Source organism: Agromyces sp. PvR057, assembly GCF_040547485.1.
In the GTDB taxonomy this organism is placed as follows: domain Bacteria; phylum Actinomycetota; class Actinomycetes; order Actinomycetales; family Microbacteriaceae; genus Agromyces.
On the sequence record NZ_JBEPPT010000001.1, the window covers coordinates 1,161,393 to 1,181,020 of the forward strand.

Sequence of the window (19,628 nt, forward strand, 5' to 3'; positions counted from 1 at the left end):
GTCACGTCGTCAGACTACGCCGGGGCGGTTCGCGTCGTCACCGGCGGTGCGGTCGGCACCGACGCCGACCGCCTCGCCCCGATCGTTCGGCGTGCCCGGCGTGCCGGTGGTGTCCGTGGTACTCGGCGTGCCCGGCTCGCCCTGCTCCCGGGCCTCGGCCTCGCGGGCACGACGGCGGGACGGACCCTGCGCGAGTCGCAGGATGCCGAGCACGATCGCGACCACGACGGCCGCCGCGAGCAGCCACGGAAGGATCACGCCGACGGCGACGCCCAGCCAGCCGAGGAAGAGCAGGAGCCCGTGCCAGCCGGCGACGAGTCCGCCCCAGAAGCCGTCGGGCGCAGGGGAGGGCGCGACCTCGACCGTCGTGAATCCGACCGTGAGGGTCGAGTACGCGATCTGGTCGTCGAGCTGCTCGCGCTGCTGCACGAGTCCGTCGAGCTCGCCCTGCCTGGTCGTCAGCTCCGACTCGATCGCGATCAGGTCGCCGAGGTCCTTCGCCTCGGCGAGCAGCGCGGTCATGCGCCCGACCGACGTCTTCAGCGCGCTGATGCGCGCGTCGAGGTCCTGATGCTGCTGCGTGACATCCGACGCGTTCATCGAGATCGAGGTGACGTCGCCGAGCTCGCGCAGGTCGTCGAGCACGGCGTCGAGGTCGTCGGCGGGAATGCGCAGCGTCAGCGACGCCCAGGCGGGCTCGACCTCGCTGCCGGGGTTCTCGGTGCGGCTGTCGACCCGCCCGCCCGCCTGCTCCACGATCTGCACGGCGTCGGCCGCGGCCACCACCGGGTCGTCGACCGTGACGTGCACGTCGCCCGTGGTGACGACGCTGCGCTCGACGGCGATCGAGCCCGCATCGCCGCCGGCCGCGTCGTCGCGCGCCGCCTCGTCGGACAGCGCGGCCTCGTCTGAGAGCGGCTGGGGCGCCGAGCCGTCGGCCGAGCCGTTCATCGCGGGCGCCTGCTCGGACATCGACGAGCCGCCGGCGCTGCATCCGGCGAGGAGTGCGAGGAGCAGCACCGCGCCGGCGCCGGCCATCGGAGCCACGACGGCGTCCCGTCGTCGTCGTCGGGCGAGCGGATGCCGGTGGTCGCCGACCTCCGATGCGGGCTGCTCATGACGCTCGACTCCGGTGCGGTTGCTGCGCTGCGAGGCTCTCATGGGCACACGGTACTGCGGGGCCCGAACCCGCTGTCTGGGCCTCGGCTGGGAGTGCGATCACGATCGGATTGCGCTTTGCTGGGAGTCGTCGGACGGCCCCAACGAACCCTGCGGCCCGCTCGTTCGGCTGCGCGTCAGTCGAGGTCGGGGTCTCGACCGGTGCGCTCGCCCGTCTCGAGGGCCGCGATCGCCGCGAGGTCCACCTCGTCGAGCTCGAAGTCGAACACGTCGAGGTTCTCGCGCAGGCGCGCGGGCGACGAGGCCTTCGGGATCGCGACGACGCCCTGCTGCATGTGCCACCGCAGCACGACCTGCGCGGGGCTGCGGTCGTGCCGTGCGGCGATGAGCGCGAGCGTCGGGTCGTCGAGCACGCGGCCGCGCGCGAGCGGCGACCACGCCTCCACCCGGATGCCGCGTGCCGCGTGATCGGCGCGGAGGTCCCGTTGCGGCAGCCACGGGTGCAGCTCCACCTGGTTGACCGCCGGCGCGACGCCCGTCTCGGCGACGATGCGGTCGACGTGGTGCACGTGGAAGTTCGACACGCCCACCGAGTGCACGCGACCCTCGGCCTGCAGCCGCACGAGCGCACGCCAGGTGTCGACGTAGCGGTCGGTCGACGGCACCGGCCAGTGGATCAGGTACAGGTCGATCGCCTCGAGGCCGAAGCGATCCATCGACGCGTCGAAGGCGCGGAGCGTCTCGTCGTACCCGTTGTCGTCCTTCCAGACCTTGCTCGTGACGAAGAGGTCCTCGCGGGCGACCTCGGTCTCGCGCACGGCGCGGCCGACCTCGGCCTCGTTCGCGTAGAACGCGGCCGTGTCGAGATGCCGGTAGCCGGCGTCGATGGCCGCGAGCGCCAGCCCCGTGGCATCCGCCGCCGGCACCTTGTAGAGCCCGAAGCCGAGCTGCGGGATGCGCGCGCCGTCGGCGAGGGCGAGTCGCGGGGCGGGCGGGAGCGGTGCGTCGGTCATGCGGGTCTCCGATCAGCTCGGTTGCAGCGGCACGGGTTCGGTGTCGGGGATCGGGCTCGCGTCGCGGCCGCGCAGGTCTGGATGCCAGCGACGTCCGAATGTCGGCACCAGCACCCCGACGAAGGCGAAGGCCGAGGCGATCCAGAAGGCGCCCTGCGCGCCGTAGCCGTCGATGAAGAAGCCGGCGAGGGCGGATCCGAGCGCCGCGCCGATGAGCTGCCCCGTGCCGACCCAGCCGTACGCCTCGGCGGTGTCCGAGAACTTCACGCTCGCCGAGACGATCGAGAACAGCACCGCGAGCGCCGGGGCGATGCCGATCCCGGCGATGAACAGGGTCGCCGAGAGCCACCAGAAGTCCATGACGAAGGCGGCGAGCGACATGCCCGCGAAGACGATGAACATGCGGCGCGCCGTGGCCCACGGCCCGATCGGGATGTGGCCGAAGAGCAGGCCGCCGGCGAGCGAGCCGACCGAGAAGATCGCGAGCACGAGGCCCGCCTCCGGGCCGCCGTGGCCGAAGACGGCCACGACGCCGGCCTCGACCGCCGCGCACGCGCCGATGAGGAGGAACCCGACGACGGTCGCGAGCAGCACCGCGGGGCGGGCGAGCACGACGCCGAACCTGCGCTTCGAGCGTGGGATGCGCACGCGCCCGAGTTCGGGGGAGCTGATGAACCAGGCGCCGCCGCCGACCATCATCACGGCGGCGAGCATGATCGCCCAGATGGTGCCGATCTGCGTGGCCACGAGCGTGGTGACGACGGGGCCGACGACCCAGATGATCTCCTGGGCCGAGGCGTCCAGCGAGAAGAGCGGGGTCAGCTGGCGCGAGTTGACCATCTTCGGGTAGATCGTGCGCACGGCCGGCTGCACGGGCGGCGTCGCGAGCCCGGTGATGAACCCGACGAGCATGTAGAGCGGCACGGTGAGGGGCAGCACCCCGATCGACACGATGCCGGTGACGCAGAGGGCCGTGGTGACGATGAGCACGGGGCGCATGCCGAGGCGGCCCATGACCCGGCTCGTCAGGGGGCCGGCGATGGCCTGGCCGATCGAGGTCGCCGCGAGCACGAGGCCGGCCGAGCCGTACGAGCCCGTCTGCTGCTCGATGTGCAGCAGGAACGCGAGCGAGAGCATGCCGGACGGGAAGCGCGCGGTGAGCTGGGCGGCGATGATGCGAGCGACGCCCGAGGTTTTCAGAAGGTCGGTGTAGCTTCCCACGGTGGCACCACTCTATCGATCCGGATGTCGCGGGCGAGGGGCCGTCGAGTCGCGTCCGGAGGCGCCTCGTGGACGCCGTGTCGGGCGCGCCGGCGCCTACTCGGCCGGCGCGGCGAGCGCCTTCGCGATGCGCTGGGGCGAGACGGTCTCGGCGGTGCGCAGCTCCTGCGCGAAGAGGCTGACGCGCAGCTCCTCGAGCATCCACCGCACGCGCACGAGTCGCTCCGGCGCCTCGGGGTCGATCGGCACGCGTCCGCCCGCCGCCTCGAACGCCTCGAACGACGGCGTGAACTGGTTCATGGCCTGCCGGTCGCGGCCGGGGTTCTCGACGAGCTTGGCGATGCGGGCGTTGATCGCGTCGAGGTACCGCGGCAGGTGCCGGAGTCGTTCGAGCCCGGTCGCCGAGACGAACCCGGCCGGCACGAGGCCCTCGAGCTGCGCGCGGGCGTCGCCGAGGGACGACATCAGGTTGATGCTCGAGGCCTTCGCGATCGCCCGGTCGACGTCGCGGGCCGTGCGGAGGATCCTGGCGACGAGCGCGACGGTCTCGAACATGCGGTCCACGACCGAGCCCGCGATCGCATCGCGCACGGCCTCGAACCCGTCCCGCGTGCGCACGAGCCCGTCGGGGTGCCTGGCCCGCAGCTCCGCATCGACGCAGGCCGCGACGCAGTCGTCGAGGAGCGCCCGCGTGCCCGTGTAGGAGCTCGTCGCGAGGGCGAGCTTCTCCTCGTTCGACAGGTGCTCCTGCACGTACGCGACGGGCGTCGGCGTGGCGAGCACGAGCAGGCGACGGATGCCGCGGCGCGACGCCCGGTCGCGCTCGGCGGCCGTGGCAACGAGCCGGAGCGCCACGGCCGTCTTCTCGTCGACGAGTGCGGGGTAGGCGCGGATCACGTTGCCCGCCTGACGCGTGTCGAGGTGCGCCGGCAGCTCGCTCCACTCCCACGTCGTGATGCCCGAGCGCTCGGCGAGGGCGGGATCGACGGCGGTGGGCGTGCCCGAGGCGGCGTCGCCCTGCGAGTCGGACGGTCGCCCGGATGCCGCGTCCCGGCCCGGTCGGCGCCGGCCACCGGCATCCGGGGTCGCCGTGACGGCCTTCGCGACGGCCTCGCGCGTGCGGTCGGCGAGCTGCTGCTGCAGGGCGGGCAGGTCCTTCGACGTGCCGAGCGTGCGGCCGCGCTCGTCGACGGCACGGTACGTGACGCGCAGGTGCGGGGGAACCCGCTCGAGGTCGAAGTCGCCCGGGTCGACCGGCGCGTAGGTGAGCGCGCGGATCGTGCGGCCCACCACGGCCGTGAACGGCTCGCGCTCCTCGCCTCGCTCCGGGCCCTGCGGGAGTTCGGCGGCGATCTTCGCAGCCCACTCGGCCGCGGGGACGACCTGCCGGCGGATCACCTTCGGCAGCGTGCGCAGCAATGCGGTGATGAGCTCGTCGCGGAGCCCGGGCACCTGCCAGTCGAAGCCGGCGGGGCTGATGCGCGGCAGCAGCACGATCGGCACGACCACGGTCACGCCGTCATCGTCGGTTCCGGGTTCGAACCGGTACGAGAGCGAGTAGGTCTGGTCGCCCTGGCGCCAGCGGTCGGGGAACCCGTCGCCGGTGTCGGCCACGGCGTCCTCGCCGAGCAGGTCGGCCCGCGTCATCGTGAGCAGGTCGGGAGTGCGGCGGTGCTCGGCGCGCCACCAGCGTTCGAACGAGCGGGTGTCGGCGACGTCCGCCGGCACGCGCGCCTCGTAGAAGCGCATGACCGTCTCGTCGCCCACGAGGATGTCGCGCCGCCGCGTGCGCTCCTCGACCTCGCCGAGCTCGCGCCTGAGCTCGCGGTTGGCGCGCACGAAGCCGAAGACGCGCTTGTCGAGTCGGCCGAAGTCCCAGTCCTCCTCGACGAGCGCGTGCCGAACGAACAGCTCGCGTGCGAGCGCGGCGTCGACGCGGGCCAGCAGGATGCGGCGCTTCGGGACGATCGGCACGCCGAACAGCGTGATCTTCTCGTCGGCCACGGCGGAGCCCTGGCGGCGCTCCCAGCGCGGTTCGCTGAACGTGCGCTTCGCCAGCGGGCCGGCGAGCTGCTCCGCCCATGCCGGGTCGATGGCCGCGTTCGTGCGGGCGAAGAGGCGGCTCGTCTCGACGAGCTCGGCGCTCATGATCGCGGCCGGCGGCTTCTTCGCGAGCGCGGACCCGGGGAACACGACGAAGCGCGTGTTGCGGGCGCCGACGAACTCGGCCTGCTGCCGGCGGCCCTTGCGCTCGGACTCGCGCGCCGAGCCGGCCCCGCCGCGCCCGGTCGACGTCTTGCTGTCGTCGCGGAGCCCGATCTGCGAGAGGAGGCCCGCGAGGAGGGCCCGGTGGATGCCGTCGCCGTTGGGTTCGCCGGCCTCGCTCGCGACGTGGAGCCCGAGCGGCTTCGCGAGGCTGCGGAGCTGCCGCACGAGGTCCTGCCACTCGCGCACGCGCAGGTAGTTGAGGTACTCCGACTTGCACAGACGGCGGAACGCGCTGCCCGAGAGCTCCCGCTGCCGGGCCTCGAGGTGGTTCCAGAGGTTCAGCAGGCTGAGGAAGTCGCTCGTCGGGTCGACGAAGCGTGCGTGGAACTGGTCGGCCTGCTCGCGCCGCTCGAGCGGGCGCTCGCGCGGGTCCTGCACGGTCAGGCCCGCGACGATCGCGAGCACCTCGCGCGAGACGCCCTGCGTCTTGGACTCGAGCACCATGCGCGCGAAGCGCGGCTCGATCGGCAGGCGCGAGAGCTGGCGGCCGATGCGGGTGAGCTGCGGGCCGCGTGCGGCCGCGGCATCCGCTCGCCCGTCGCCGCGCGTGCGCTCGTCGCGGCCTGCGCGCTCGTCGCGGCCTGCGCGGTCGCCGCGGTCGCCGCGGTCGTCGATGGCGCCGAGCTCGCGCAGCAGGTCGAGGCCGTCGCGGATGCCGCGCCCGTCTGGCGGGGTGAGGAACGGGAACTCCTCGATGGGCCCGAGCCCGAGCGACGCCATCTGCAGGATGACGGCCGCGAGGTTCGTGCGAAGGATCTCGGGGTCGGTGTACTCGGGGCGGCGCTCGAAGTCCTCCTCGGAGTAGAGGCGGATCGCGATGCCGTCGCTGGTTCGGCCCGAGCGACCCGAACGCTGGTTCGCCGAGGCCTGCGAGATCGCCTCGATGGGCAGGCGCTGCACCTTCGACCGCACCGAGTAGCGGCTGATGCGCGCCGTGCCGGCGTCGACGACGTAGCGGATGCCCGGCACGGTCAGGCTCGTCTCGGCGACGTTCGTGGCGAGCACGACGCGTCGGCGGAGCCCCGCGACCTTCGACGGCTCGAACACCCTGTGCTGGTCGGCCGACGAGAGGCGGCCGTAGAGGGGGAGCACCTCGGTCTCGCCGCCACGGCCGCCGCGGGCGGTGCCGTAGTGGGCCCGCACCGCGGCCTCGGCGTCGCGGATCTCGCCCTCGCCCGAGAGGAACACGAGCACGTCGCCCGACGACTCCCGGTCGAGTTCGTCGAGGGCGTCGAGGATGCCGCGCTGCACGTCCTTGTCGTCGGCCGCGGCGCCCTCGTCGTCGCTGTCGTCGCCGCCGGGGCCCGTGCCCTGCTCGGCGACGAGCGGGCGGTAGCGCACCTCGACGGGGTAGGTGCGCCCGGAGACCTCGATGACGGGCGCGGGCTCGGGTTCGGGCAGCGGCGCGCCAGAGGCATCCGTCTCGCTCGCGAAGTGCCGGGCGAAGCTCTCGGGGTCGATCGTCGCGCTCGTGACGATGACCTTGAGGTCGGGGCGGCGCGGGAGCAGGCGCTTCAGGTACCCGAGCAGGAAGTCGATGTTGAGGCTGCGCTCGTGCGCCTCGTCGATGATGATCGTGTCGTACTTGCGCAGGTCGCGGTCGCGGTGGATCTCGTTCAGCAGGATGCCGTCGGTCATCACCTTCACGCGCGTCGCGTCGCTCACCTTGTCGGTGAAGCGCACCTGGTAGCCGACGAGGTCGCCGAGCTCGACCTGCAGCTCCTCCGAGATGCGCTCGGCGATCGTGCGGGCCGCGATGCGCCTGGGCTGCGTGTGCGCGATCGAGGTGCGCCCGAGCTCGAGGCAGATCTTCGGCAGCTGCGTGGTCTTGCCCGACCCGGTCGCGCCAGCGACGATGACGACCTGGTGGTCGCGCAGGGCGCGCGCGATCTCCTCGCGCTGCCCGGAGACGGGCAGTTCGGGAGGATAGGTGATCACGGGGATCTGCGCAGGCGAGGACATCAGCCATCCATCGTATGTCGCCCGGTCGGCCTTCGCGCTCGGCGAACCCCCTGTCGGATCGCGTGGCCCCGTGATGGGATGGAGCCATGACCGACCAGCTCGTTCCCCGTGTCCAGCTCAACGACGGCTTCTCCATCCCGCAGCTCGGGTTCGGGGTGTTCAAGGTCGATCCGGGCGAGACCGAGCGCATCGTGAGCGACGCGCTCGAGGTCGGCTACCGGCACCTCGACACGGCGCGCATCTACGGCAACGAAGAGGGCGTCGGGCGTGCGATCGCGGCCTCCGGCATCCCGCGCGAGGAGCTCTTCATCACGACGAAGCTCTGGAACGACGACCAGGGCACCGAGTCGGTGCGCACGGCGTTCGAGCAGAGCCGCGAGCGCCTCGGCCTCGAGTACCTCGACCTCTACCTCATCCACTGGCCGACGCCGGCGCGCGACCGCTACGTCGAGACCTGGAAGGCGTTCGAGCAGCTCCGCGAGACCGACGGCCTGCGTTCGATCGGCGTCTCGAACTTCCTCGCGCACCACCTCGAGCGGCTCATCGCCGAGACCGAGGTCGTGCCGGCGGTCGACCAGATCGAGCTGCACCCGTACCACCAGCAGCCCGCGACCACGGCGTTCGCCGAGGAGCACGGCATCGGCATCGAGGCCTGGGGCCCGCTCGGCCAGGGCAAGTACCCGCTCTTCGACCTGCCCGAGGTGGCCGCCGCAGCCGTGGCGCACGGCGTGACGCCCGCCCAGGTCGTCATCCGCTGGCACCTGCAGCGCGGCCACATCCTGTTCCCGAAGTCGAACCGGCGCGAGCGCATGGCCGAGAACTTCGACGTGTTCGGCTTCGGGCTCAGCGACGACGAGGTCGCCGCGATCACCGGCCTCGAACGCGAGGGGCGCGTGAGCGCGCACCCCGACGAGTTCAACTGAGTCCGATGACGCGACGGCGGATGCCGCAGCCGCGCGCGGCACGTCGGTGCGGGTTCCCGGGGGCGGGCGCCAGATGAACCGCCTCGCCTCCGCGCTGAGCCCCTACCTGCGCTCGCACGCCGGCAACCCCGTCGACTGGTATCCGTGGGGTGAGGAGGCGTTCGCGGCCGCGCGCGAGCGCGACGTGCCCGTGCTCCTCTCCATCGGGTACGCGACCTGCCACTGGTGCCATGTGATGGCCCGTGAGAGCTTCAGCGATCCGGGCGTCGCGGCGTACCTGAACGAGCACTTCGTGGCGATCAAGGTCGACCGTGAAGAGCATCCCGACGTCGACGCGAGCTACCTCGCCGCAGCCTCGGCGTTCACGAAGCAGCTCGGCTGGCCGCTCACGGCGTTCGCGACCCCCGAGGGGCGGGCGTTCTACGCCGGCACCTACTTCCCGCCTCGGGCCGTGCAGGGCGTTCCGGCGTTCCTCGACGTGCTCGTGGCGGTGACGGATGCCTGGCGCGAGCGCCGCGGCGAGCTCGACGACACGGCGGCGGCCGTGGCCGAGGCGTTGGCGGCGTCATCCGTCACGTCGACCGAGGGGCCGCTGCCTGGAGCCGCCGAGCTCGCCGCGGCCGTCGCGTCGCTCGCGGCCGATGAAGACCCGGTGCACGGTGGATTCGGCGGGGCGCCGAAGTTCCCGGTCGCGCCCGTGCTCGACTTCCTCGTCGCGGCCGGGGCCGCGCCCGATGGCGGGGGGCGCGCGCTCGCCGAGCGCACCCTGCTCGCGATGGGGGCGTCGCCGCTCCGAGACCCCGTCGAGGGCGGGTTCTTCCGGTACGCGACGCGGGCCGACTGGAGCGAGCCGCACTACGAGCGCATGCTCACCGACAACGCGCTCCTGCTCCGGGTGCTCGCCGAGCTCATGACCGGGGCGGATGCCGCCGACGCGCTCGATGGGCTCGACCGGCTCGACCGGCTCGATGGGCTCGCGTCGGGCGTGAGCGCGTTCCTGCGGAACGTCATGCAGCTGCCGTCCGGCGGCTTCGCGAGCGCGCAGGACTCCGAGAGCGATGTCGACGGCGAGCGCTCGGAGGGCGGGTACTACGCGCTCACGGCCGACGAGCGCACGTCGCAGCCGTCGCCCGCGCTCGACGACAAGGTGCTCGCCGGCTGGAACGGGCTCGCGATCGGCGCCCTCGCACGCTACGCCGCGGTCGTCGGCGGCCCAGAGGCCGACGACGCGCTCGCCGCGGCGACCCGCGCTGCCGCGCACGTGCTCGCGCTGCACCTGCGCGCCGACGGCGCGTTCGTGCGCGCGTCGCTCGGCGACGCGGTCTCCGACGCGGTGGCGACCCTCGAGGATGTCGGCATGCTCGCGGGCGGCCTCATCGACCTCGCGCTCGCCACGGGCGAGGCGTCGTACGCCGTCACCGCGCGAGGGCTCGTCGACGGCGCGCTCGTCGACGGCCGGTTCGCGCCGTCCGGCGGGGCCGACCCGGTGCTCGCGTCGCGCGGACTCGCCCTGCCCGACGACCCCGCCGAGGGCGCGACGCCGTCAGGGCTCACGTCGTGCGCCGACGCCGCCCGGCGGCTCGCCGCCCTCGGCGCCGGCGACCGCTACCTCGACGCCGCGCGGTCGGCCATGGCCTCGGTGGCCGGCATCGCCGTGCAGCGTCCGATCGCGTTCGGCGGGTCGCTCGCGCTCATGGCCAGGCTCGACGCGCCGCTCGTGCAGCTCGTCACGGTGGTTCCGGATGCCGCGAGCACAGCCTCGGTCGACCCGTTCGCCGAGCCGACGGCCGTGTTCGACCCGCTGCTCGGCGAGGGCTTCCGGCCCGCGTTCGACCCCGCGGTCGAGCTGGCCGACGCGACCCGGCGGCACGCGGCATCCGTCACCGCGATCGTCACCGGGTCTCAGGCGCTGGCGTTCGCCGATGCGGGCTTCGAGCTGTTCGAGGGGCGCACCGCGACGGGCGGCGAGGCCACGGCCTATCGCTGCGAGTCGTTCGTGTGCGCCCTGCCCGTGCGGGCCGCCGACGCGCTCGCCGCGCTCGCGCGCTGAAGCGACCGACGTCTTCGCGCCGCCGGACCGCTCGTCGACTCATTCGGCACGACGAGCGTCGAGCGCGGCCCTCACCGCCTGGAGGGCATCGTCGGTACGGCACACGATCCGGACGAGGTCGACGCGCGTGCTCGCGGACGCGATCGTCTCGACGGCTGCCGCGACGGCGTCATGGAGCGGCCAGGCATAGACGCCCGCGCTGATGAGCGGGAACGCCACCGTGCGCGCACCGAGGTCGTCGGCGACCTCGAGCGCTCGCCGGTAGCAGGAGACGAGCAACGATCGATCCCGCTCACCGGCCGCGAAGTTCGGGCCGACCGTGTGGATCACCCAGCGCGCCGGCAGCTCGCCCGCCGTCGTCCACCCGGCGTCGCCCGTCGCGAGTCCGTCGGGGAACCGGGTGATGCAGTCGCGGAGGATCGCCGGCCCGCCTGCCCGGTGGATCGCGCCGTCGACGCCACCGCCTCCGCGCATGGCGCGGTTCGCGGCGTTCACGATCGCATCGACGTCCTGGGTCGTGATGTCGCCGGGCACAGCGGTGATGACGGGCACCAGGCCAGTCTCCCGCATCTCCGGTCTGAACGCCCGGGCGGTCGCGAGCGGTGCCCTCGTGTCGTCGAGGCCCTTCGCGTTCGAATCGTTGTTGCGTTGTTGCGTTGTTGCGTTGTTGCGTTGTTGCGTTGTTGCGCCGGTTCGCGGGGCAGAAGTCCCCAGAGCGGAGAAGCCCTGGCCGCGCCCGCCGTACGATGAGGGCGTGACTTCACCCTCGCACGAGCCGCGGTCGACCGGCGCCGGCACGATCGCGCTCGCCGCCGCACTCGACGCCGTGCTCGTCGTCGTGTTCGCGGTCATCGGCCGCAGCAGCCACGCCGAGGCGCTCGACCCCGCCGGACTCTGGGGCACCGCGTGGCCGTTCCTCGTGGGCGCCATGCTCGGCTGGACGGCGGCGCGCGCCTGGCGTCGCCCGATCGCGGTGTGGCCGACCGGCGTCATCGTGTGGGTCGCGACCGTCGTCGTCGGCATGCTGCTGCGAGCGGCATCCGGTCAGGGCACCGCGGTGGCGTTCATCATCGTGGCGACCCTCACGCTCGCGCTGCTGCTGCTCGGATGGCGGGCGATCGCCGGCCTGGTGCTGCGCCTGCGGGCGAGGAATGGCCGACCCGCGGCATCCGGAACCGAGGCATCGGCGACCGAGGCATCGGCGAGCGCCGCCTCGTGAACCCGATCGAGTGGCTCTTCGACGCCCAGCTCGTCATCGGCGACCAGGTGATCCTCTGGCGCGAGATCGTGGGAAACCTCTTCGGGCTCGCGAGCGCCCTCGGCGGGTTGCGGCGCAAGATCTGGGCGTGGCCGGTCGGCATCGTCGGCAACGCGCTGCTCTTCACGGTGTTCCTCGGTGCCGTGTTCGACACCCCGAACCCGGTGAACCTGCTCGGCCAGGCCGCGCGCCAGGTCATGTTCATCATCGTCTCGATCTACGGCTGGATCCGCTGGTCGCAGCACCAGCGTGCGGGCGGCGCGGACACGCCCGCGGTCGAGCCCCGCTGGGCGAGCTGGAAGGTTCGCGTGCTGCTCGGCGTCGGCATGGTCGGCGGCACGCTCGCGCTCACGCCGATCTTCCGTGCCCTCGGCTCGTTCGAGCCCGTCTGGGCCGACGCGTGGATCTTCATGGGGTCGCTGCTCGCGACCTACGGCATGGCCAAGGGCTGGACCGAGTTCTGGCTCATCTGGGTCGCGGTCGACCTCGTCGGCGTGCCGCTGCTGATCAGCGCGGGGTACTACGCCTCGGCGTTCCTCTACCTGTTCTACGGCGCGTTCACCATCTTGGGATTCATCACCTGGATGCGCGTGCAGCGCAGGGCCGAGGCCAGGCTGACCGACCTGCCAGGCTGACCGACCTACCAGGCCGACGGCACGCGATCGAGGACCTTCCACACGGCCGAGCTGAGTTCGGGGTGCTCGAGCGCGATCTCGCGCAGCAGCTCGAACTCGAACTTCGCGGCGGCACCCTCGCGGGCGGTCGGGTGATACGCCCGCGCTCGCGCCGGGCTCCAGCGCTCGGAGTGCAGGCGCTCCTCGCGGAGCGTCGCCACCACCTGCTCGTCGACCGACGGCAGGTCGGGCAGGAAGACCCAGGGGTCCTCGCCGAGACGGCATCGCAGTTCGATGAGCGCCGAGAGCTCGTCACGGGCATCCTGCCGCAGGTTCTCCAGCGTCGTCGCGTGTGTCATGGCGACCTCCCCTCGCTGTCTAGATCGTAACCAACGGTACGGGGGTCGTGTGTCGCGCGGGTTACGGGCCATGACCCCAGATGGCCATCGGATGACACGTGCGTGACGCCCCGTGTCGACGGGGCCTGCCGGGGGCGTGCGCTTGAATGGACGGATGGACGCGCACGAAGGATCCGACCCCGACCGCATCGGCACCGCGACGGCCGAGCGTCGGGGCGAGCTGCTCCGGCGGCTCCGCGACGACCTCGGGTCCTCGCGGTTCCACGTCGCGGCGCTCGAGTCGCTGTGGGGCGCCGAGGCGGCCGCGGCCCTGCACCGCGGGCAGCGCGTGCCGGCCAGGCGGGTGCTCGACGCCAGGCGTGCCGAGCACGCGGCCTCCGCCGACCTGGCGACCCTGGCCGAGCTGTTCGTGCTCGGGCTGCCGGTTCCGCGTGCCGAACTCGAGCGGGCACTGCCCACGGTCGGCGTCGACGGGGCGATCGAGCTCGGCCTGGTCGGCTCGGCCGGCACGGCGTCGGGCGACGACGTCGGGGGAGCGGATGCGGCGGCACGCGACATCCGGGCCCTGCTCGACCTCCGCCCGTACGCGTTCACCGACGCGCTCGGGTCCGGACAGTGGTGGATCGTCTCCGACCTCGGCGAACTCGCGCTCGGCCACGCACTCGGCGAGCATCACGTGCTCGGCGTCGGCGGCGCCTCGTCGACGCTGTCGGGCCTGATGATCCCGGATGCCGCGGCCAGCGTGCTCGACCTCGGCACCGGATGCGGCATCCAGGCGATGCACGCGTCGCGGTTCGCCGACCGCATCGTCGCGACCGACATCTCGGAGCGGGCGCTCGCGATCGCGCGCATGAACATGGAGCTGAACGGCATCGAGGGCGTCGAGTTCCGCCTCGGGAGCCTCTTCGAGCCCGTCGCCGGCGAACGCTTCGACCGCGTGGTGTCGAACCCGCCGTTCGTCATCACGCCGCGACGCGAGGGCGTGCCCGAGTACGACTACCGCGACGGCGGCATGGTCGGCGACGGCATCGTCGAGGCCGTGGTCACGGGCGTCGGCGAGCACCTCGAACCCGGCGGCGTCGCCCAGTTGCTCGGCAACTGGGAGTACCGTGCCCGCGACGACGCCTTCGACCGCGTCGCCGGCTGGGTCGAGCGCAGCGGCCTCGACCACTGGATCGTCGAACGCGAGGTGCAGCACGTCACCGAGTACGCCGAGACCTGGATCCGCGACGGCGGCACCCGGCCGGGCGAACGCTTCGACGCCCTCTACGACGCCTGGCTCGACGACTTCGCCGACCGCGGCGTGCGCCAGGTCGGCTTCGGGTACGTGCTGCTGCGGCGGCCCGAGGCATCCGACGCCCCGCGCCTTGCACGCCTCGAACGCCTGCACGGACCGCTCGGCGGCGACGGGTCGACGCTCGGCTCGCACCTGTCGGAGTGCCTCGTCGCGCATGACGCGCAGGCGCTCCTCGACGACGTCGAGCTCGCGCGCACCCGACTCGTGGTCGCACCCGACGTCACCGAGGAGCGCCACCACTGGCCAGGCGACGAGAACCCGACCGCGATGCTGCTGCGCCAGGGCGGCGGGTTCGGCCGCGCCATCACGCTCGACACCGGCCTCGCCGCGCTCGTCGGCGCCTGCGACGGCGACCTCGAGATCGGGCAGATCATCGCGGCCATCGCGCACCTGCTCGAGGTGGATGCCGCGGCGCTCACCGCCGAGCTGCTGCCCGCCGTGCGCACCCTCGTCGACGACGGGATGCTGCGCTTCGCGGAGTGACCGTCGTCAGACCGTGCCGGCCGGCGGCCACGCGCCGATGATGAGGCCCATGACGACGAACGTCACGAGCTCGTGCGCGATGTTCAGCAGTGTGAGCCCGGCGGGCCGGCCCTCGAACGCGTCGTGCGTGATGAACCGCGCGGCCGTGAATCCGGCCCAGCCGAGCAGCGCCGTCGCGAGCGCCACGAGCAGGAAGCCGCCCCCGATCGCCGTCCAGGCGACCGTGACCGCGACCGCGAGCACCCACGCCGAGATGAAGCTCACGAGCAGCGTGGTGAGGATCGGGCCGACGGCGCTGCGATCCTCCATGTCGACCTTCGCGACGCGCATCCAGTAGTTGCCGAACACCGCGGGGGTGTACCAGAACGAGCCCACGATCATCGTGGACAGGGTCGCGAGCAGCACGGTCCAGTAGTTGACCTCGATCGACATGGTTCGCCTCCGTCCGCGGCGTGGCCGCCCGGCCGGAGTCTATCGACGAGGAAACCTCAGGTGCGGGAGGCGGAGCGTGCGCGCGAACCGTGTCGGCGCGGCATCCGTCGCTCCGCCGACGTGCAGCGACACGGCGGTAGTCTCGTCTGCGCACAACGAAAGCGAGCCCATGCCCGACAGTCCGCTCTCCGCCTCACCGTACGAGGTGCTCGGGGTCCGCGCCGACGCGAACGCCGACGAACTCCGCCGTGCGTACCGCCGCGCGCTCCGGCACGCGCATCCGGACACCGGCGGCTCGACCACGCAGTTCGACGCCGTGCAGCGCGCGTGGACCCTCGTGGGAACGCCCAGCGCGCGCGCAGCGTTCGACCGCGGCGGCCGCAGTGCCGCGGCCGAGCCCACGCGGGCGACCTGGGCCCCCGCGCCGCCGCGCCCGCCGCGCGACTCGCGTCCGCTCGCGCGCTCCTACGGCCACCCCGGCGGGCTCACCCGGCAGCGCTACCTCGACGGCATCCGCGAGTGGGTCGGCCTCGGCGACGAGATCCCCGACCCGTACGACCCCTCGCTCGTGCGCCGCGCGCCGCGCGAGATCCGGCACCTCCTCGCCGATGCGCTCGCCGAGGAGGCCACGGCGCGTTCGCTCTCGACGCTCGGCATCGCGTTCACCGTCTGGCACGACGTGGCGACGGATGCCGCGGGGCCGGGGCTTCCCCCGAAGCTCGACCACCTCGTGCTCGGCCCGACGGGCCTGTTCGCCATCCAGTCGGAGGACTGGGGCGGCCCCGTGCGCTTCCGCCGGGGCGAGCTCGTCGGCGACGCGCTCGCGGGCGAGCGCCCGATCCGCGCCCTCGCGGCCCGAGCGAAGGCGATCGGGCGCGCCGCGAAGGTCAAGCCGACCGGGCTCGTCGTCGTCGTGCCCGACGAGTTCGCCGAGGAGCCGCTGCAGGTCGGCGGCACCAATCGCGGCGCCGTCGTCGTCCTCGCGCGGGCGTCGCGGGTCGCGAGCGCCGTGCGCGAGGGCATCCCCGGGTCCCCCTTCATCGGCGGCGCCGAGGTCATGGAGGTGCGCACGCGGCTGCAGCAGAGCGTGCGTTTCGCCTAGGTCACGATCGGGCGAACACCTCGCGGCGCGACCTCGGCCGGTTCGCGTCGGTCCCGGGCACGGTGTTGGATTGGACCATGCCCCTCGTTGACCGTGACGCCCACATCGAAGATCTCTCCGCCTTCATCCGCGAATCGCCGTCGTCGTACCACGCGGCGGCCGCCGTCGCCGATCGCCTCGTCGCCGCCGGCTTCCAGCGGCTCGACGAGCTCGACGAGTGGCCCGTCGGCCCCGGCCGGAGGGTGGTCGTGCGCGACGGCGCCGTCATCGCGTGGGTGCAGCCCGAGGCCGCGAGCGCGACGAGCGCCTACCGCATCATCGGCGCGCACACCGACTCGCCCTCGTTCAAGCTGAAGCCCGGCGCCTCCACGAGCTCCGAGGGCGTGCTGCAGGCGGGCGTCGAGGTCTACGGCGGTCCGCTGCTGAACTCGTGGCTCGATCGCGAGCTCGAGCTCGCCGGTCGTCTCGTGACCGCCGACGGCGCCGAGCACCTCGTGCGCACGGGCCCGCTGCTGCGCATCCCGCAGCTCGCGATCCACCTCGATCGCGAGGTGAACAAGGGCCTCACGCTCGACCGCCAGCGCCACCTGCAGCCGATCTGGGGCTCGGGTGCCGCGGGCGACGTGCTCGCGCACCTCGCGGGCATCGCCGGCCTCCACGCGGAGGAGGTCGCGGGGCACGACGTGCTCGTGGCCGACACGGCGGCTCCCGCGCGCTTCGGACTCGACGACGTGTTCTTCGCCGCCGGTCGCCAGGACAACCTCACGTCGGTGCATGCCGGGCTCGTGGCGCTGCTCGCGGCGGGCGACGACGCGGCATCCGACCATGTCAGCGTGCTCGCCGCCTTCGATCACGAGGAGCTCGGCTCCGAGTCGCGCTCGGGCGCGAGCGGGCCGTTCCTCGTCGACGTCCTCGCGCGCATCGCCGCCGGGCTGGGCGCCGACGAGCACGACCGCCGCCGCGCGTTCGCCGCGTCGTGGCTGCTCTCGTCCGACGCCGGCCACGCCGTGCACCCGAACTACCCCGAGCGGCACGACCCCGTGAACCGCCCGCACCTGGGCGACGGTCCGCTGCTGAAGCTGAACGCCAACCAGAAGTACGCGACCGACGCGCACGGCTCGGCGCTGTGGGCGCGGGCCTGCGAGCAGGCGGGCGTGCGCTTCCAGCCGTTCGTGTCGAACAACGCGATCCCGTGCGGCTCGACGATCGGTCCGCTGAGCGCGACGCGCCTCGGCATCCGCACGGTCGACGTCGGCACGCCGCTGCTGTCGATGCACTCGGCGCGCGAGCTCTCGCACGTCGACGACCTGGCCGCGCTCGCGGCGGCGGCGACCGCGTTCCTCACGCCGGCCTGACCCGCACGTCCGACCCGCCGGCCCGACGTGCAGGCAGGACCCGCCCGCCCGGCCAAGGCGGGCGGGTGCGACGGCACGTGGCCGGATGTCGCGGGTCGTCGTCCGGATTTCACGACCGCGGCGCGGCATCCCGATGGCAGCATCAAGGCATGACGCAAGATACCGCCACCGCCTCCCTGTTCGAGCACGTCGCAGCGCCGGTCGACGCGATCGCGCACTTCCGCGGACGCCTCGGCTTCGAGGCCGACGTCTCCGACGTGCACGCCGCCCTCGCCGACGGCGAGCCGTTCGTGCTCATCGACACCCGCAACGACGCGGCCTGGGCCCAGGGGCACGTGCCCGGCGCCGTGCACCTGCCACGTCGCGACATCGCCCGGCTCGCGGCATCCGTCGTGCCGACGGGCACCCCGGTCGTCGTCTACTGCTGGGGCCCGGCGTGCAACGGCGCGACGAAGTCGGCGCTCGAGTTCGCGACGCTCGGCCACCCGGTGAAGGAGATGATCGGCGGCTTCGAGTACTGGGTGCGCGAGGGCTTCGCGTTCGACACGGCCGACGGCCTCGCCCAGCGGGTGCCCGACGGGCTCACGAACGTCACGCCGACCGGGCTCACGGGGGCCGGTGCCGCGACCGGCGCCGCGGCATCCGTGACGGCGATCGACAGCGGCATCACCTGCGCCTGCTGAGCCCACGACGGGCGAACCGGCTCGGGCCGCGCAGCGCCGCCTGCACGGCCCGGTCAGCACTCCACGACATTGACGGCGAGTCCGCCGAGGCTCGTCTCCTTGTACTTCGACTTCATGTCGATGCCCGTCTGCCGCATGGTCTCGATGACCGTGTCGAGCGAGACGAGATGCGTGCCGTCGCCGTGCAGCGCGAGGCGCGCGGCCGAGACCGCGGTCGACGACGCGATCGCGTTGCGCTCGATGCACGGCACCTGCACGAGGCCGCCGACCGGGTCGCACGTGAGGCCGAGGTGGTGCTCCATCGCGATCTCTGCCGCGTTCTCGACCTGGCGGGGCGTGCCGCCGAGCACGGCGCAGAGCGCGCCGGCGGCCATCGCGCACGCGGATCCGACCTCGGCCTGGCATCCGCCCTCGGCGCCCGAGATCGAGGCGTTGCGCTTGACGAGGGAGGCGATCGCCGCGGCCGTCAGCAGGTAGCGACGGATGCCGGCGGCATCCGCGCCCGGAACGAACCTCAGGTAGTAGTGGCCGACCGCGGGGATGATGCCCGCGGCGCCGTTCGTGGGCGCGGTGACCACGCGACCGCCCGACGCGTTCTCCTCGTTCACCGCGAGCGCGAACGCGTGCAGCCACTCGGTCGACGTGTCGCGGGCGCCGGGGTGCGCGGCCTCGTCGCGTTCGTACGCCTCGAGGCGGCGGCGCACGTGGGGGGCCCGGCGCTTGACCTTGAGGCCGCCGGGCAGCGTGCCCTCGGTCGCGAGCCCGTGCTCGACGCAGACGGCCATCGCCGACCAGATCGCGTCGAGACCGGCGTCGATGCCGGCCTCGCCGTGCAGGGCGACCTCGTTCGAGCGCACGATGTCGCACATCGACACGTCGTGCAGCTCGCAGAGCTCGAGCAGTTCGGCCGCGGTGGAGTACGCGAGCGGGTATCGCACGACCTCGGACTCCTGCGGGGCGTCGCCGTCGCGACGGATGAACCCGCCGCCCACCGAGTAGTAGGTCTCCTCGACGAGCGGCAGCGCGTCGTCGTCGTGCCAGGCGTGCAGCGTCAGCGCGTTCGGGTGGCCCGGCAGCCGGGTGCGCGGCGCGAACGAGACGTCCTCGCTCGACATCGTGATCTGATGCCGCCCCGCGAGGAGCACCTCGGCGCCCTCGCCGAGCGCCGTCCAGGCGTTGCGCACGTCGTCGGGGTCGCAGTCGTCCGGCCGGAGGCCCCTGAGGCCCGCGACGACGGCGTCGGGGGTGCCATGGCCGAGCCCGGTCGCGCCGAGCGAGCCGTAGAGCGTGCACGTGACGCGGTCGACCCGGTCGAGCAGGCCGTCGTCGGCGAGGCGTTCGGCGAACGCCCGAGCCGCCCGCATGGGACCGACGGTGTGCGAACTCGATGGGCCGATCCCGATCGAGAAGAGATCGAGGGCGGAGACGAACGCTGTCACGGGTTCCAGCGTACGCCGCAGACCGTGCACGCATTCGCCGGCAGGGTGCA

General features: G+C 73.2%; 16 protein-coding genes. 8 read left to right on the forward strand and 8 right to left on the reverse strand.

The annotated features are described in order from the left end of the window. Window positions 1-9: 9 nt before the first annotated feature. The 4 genes from ABIC29_RS05215 to hrpA form a co-directional block, all read right to left on the reverse strand. Complete coding sequence (locus ABIC29_RS05215; protein WP_354243318.1) at window positions 10-1,161, reverse strand: DUF4349 domain-containing protein; 1,152 nt, start codon at window positions 1,159-1,161, stop codon at window positions 10-12. 134 nt (window positions 1,162-1,295) lie between these two features. Continuing rightward, window positions 1,296-2,132: an aldo/keto reductase gene (locus ABIC29_RS05220; protein ID WP_354243321.1), complete on the reverse strand. Its 837-nt coding sequence runs from the start codon at window positions 2,130-2,132 to the stop codon at window positions 1,296-1,298. Window positions 2,133-2,144: 12 nt separating this feature from the next. Continuing rightward, window positions 2,145-3,353, reverse strand: coding sequence for an MFS transporter (locus ABIC29_RS05225; RefSeq protein ID WP_354243324.1), 1,209 nt, complete (start codon window positions 3,351-3,353; stop codon window positions 2,145-2,147). A 96-nt stretch (window positions 3,354-3,449) separates the two neighbouring features. Further along, complete coding sequence (gene hrpA / locus ABIC29_RS05230) at window positions 3,450-7,583, reverse strand: ATP-dependent RNA helicase HrpA (protein WP_354243326.1); 4,134 nt, start codon at window positions 7,581-7,583, stop codon at window positions 3,450-3,452. Between the two features lie 86 nt (window positions 7,584-7,669). Between hrpA and ABIC29_RS05235 the strand changes: the two genes are divergently transcribed. Both ABIC29_RS05235 and ABIC29_RS05240 read left to right on the forward strand, forming a co-directional pair. Then, window positions 7,670-8,506, forward strand: a complete 837-nt coding sequence (locus ABIC29_RS05235) for an aldo/keto reductase (RefSeq protein ID WP_354243328.1) — start codon at window positions 7,670-7,672, stop codon at window positions 8,504-8,506. Window positions 8,507-8,579: 73 nt separating this feature from the next. Beyond that, window positions 8,580-10,556 (forward strand): thioredoxin domain-containing protein, encoded by a 1,977-nt coding sequence (locus tag ABIC29_RS05240; RefSeq protein ID WP_354243330.1) that lies wholly within the window; start codon window positions 8,580-8,582, stop codon window positions 10,554-10,556. Window positions 10,557-10,595: 39 nt separating this feature from the next. On the opposite strand, the gene ABIC29_RS05245 is transcribed toward ABIC29_RS05240, so the two are convergent. Further along, the gene (locus ABIC29_RS05245; protein WP_354243334.1) at window positions 10,596-11,108 is read right to left on the reverse strand and encodes an O-acetyl-ADP-ribose deacetylase; all 513 of its coding nucleotides are present in this window, start codon (window positions 11,106-11,108) and stop codon (window positions 10,596-10,598) included. Window positions 11,109-11,310: 202 nt separating this feature from the next. Between ABIC29_RS05245 and ABIC29_RS05250 the strand changes: the two genes are divergently transcribed. Next, window positions 11,311-11,775, forward strand: a complete 465-nt coding sequence (locus ABIC29_RS05250; RefSeq protein ID WP_354243337.1) for a DUF3054 domain-containing protein — start codon at window positions 11,311-11,313, stop codon at window positions 11,773-11,775. Further along, on the forward strand, window positions 11,772-12,449 hold the full coding sequence (gene pnuC / locus ABIC29_RS05255; RefSeq protein WP_116081149.1) for a nicotinamide riboside transporter PnuC: 678 nt from the start codon (window positions 11,772-11,774) through the stop codon (window positions 12,447-12,449). The genes ABIC29_RS05250 and pnuC overlap by 4 nt, the downstream gene beginning before the upstream one ends. 5 nt (window positions 12,450-12,454) lie before the next feature. Here the strand turns inward: pnuC and ABIC29_RS05260 are convergent, their stop codons facing one another. Further along, entirely contained in the window at window positions 12,455-12,787 is a 333-nt protein-coding gene (locus ABIC29_RS05260; RefSeq protein WP_116081150.1) for a hypothetical protein, read from the reverse strand. Between the two features lie 154 nt (window positions 12,788-12,941). Between ABIC29_RS05260 and ABIC29_RS05265 the strand changes: the two genes are divergently transcribed. Beyond that, window positions 12,942-14,567 (forward strand): DUF7059 domain-containing protein, encoded by a 1,626-nt coding sequence (locus ABIC29_RS05265; RefSeq protein ID WP_354243341.1) that lies wholly within the window; start codon window positions 12,942-12,944, stop codon window positions 14,565-14,567. Between the two features lie 6 nt (window positions 14,568-14,573). On the opposite strand, the gene ABIC29_RS05270 is transcribed toward ABIC29_RS05265, so the two are convergent. Continuing rightward, the gene (locus tag ABIC29_RS05270; protein WP_116081152.1) at window positions 14,574-14,999 is read right to left on the reverse strand and encodes a DUF1761 domain-containing protein; all 426 of its coding nucleotides are present in this window, start codon (window positions 14,997-14,999) and stop codon (window positions 14,574-14,576) included. 169 nt (window positions 15,000-15,168) lie between these two features. On the opposite strand from ABIC29_RS05270, the gene ABIC29_RS05275 reads away from it, so the two are divergent. The 3 genes from ABIC29_RS05275 to ABIC29_RS05285 all read left to right on the forward strand — a co-directional run bounded on the left by ABIC29_RS05275 (window position 15,169) and on the right by ABIC29_RS05285 (window position 18,139). Continuing rightward, window positions 15,169-16,101: a DnaJ domain-containing protein gene (locus ABIC29_RS05275; protein ID WP_116081153.1), complete on the forward strand. Its 933-nt coding sequence runs from the start codon at window positions 15,169-15,171 to the stop codon at window positions 16,099-16,101. Between the two features lie 77 nt (window positions 16,102-16,178). Beyond that, a complete protein-coding gene (locus tag ABIC29_RS05280) occupies window positions 16,179-17,456 on the forward strand; it encodes a M18 family aminopeptidase (RefSeq protein ID WP_116081154.1) in 1,278 nt (425 codons plus the stop codon). Between the two features lie 149 nt (window positions 17,457-17,605). Continuing rightward, window positions 17,606-18,139: a rhodanese-like domain-containing protein gene (locus ABIC29_RS05285; protein WP_116081155.1), complete on the forward strand. Its 534-nt coding sequence runs from the start codon at window positions 17,606-17,608 to the stop codon at window positions 18,137-18,139. Window positions 18,140-18,192: 53 nt separating this feature from the next. Here ABIC29_RS05285 and ABIC29_RS05290 read toward each other — a convergent pair whose 3' ends face one another. Then, window positions 18,193-19,578 (reverse strand): L-serine ammonia-lyase, encoded by a 1,386-nt coding sequence (locus ABIC29_RS05290; protein ID WP_116081156.1) that lies wholly within the window; start codon window positions 19,576-19,578, stop codon window positions 18,193-18,195. Window positions 19,579-19,628 lie beyond the last annotated feature (50 nt).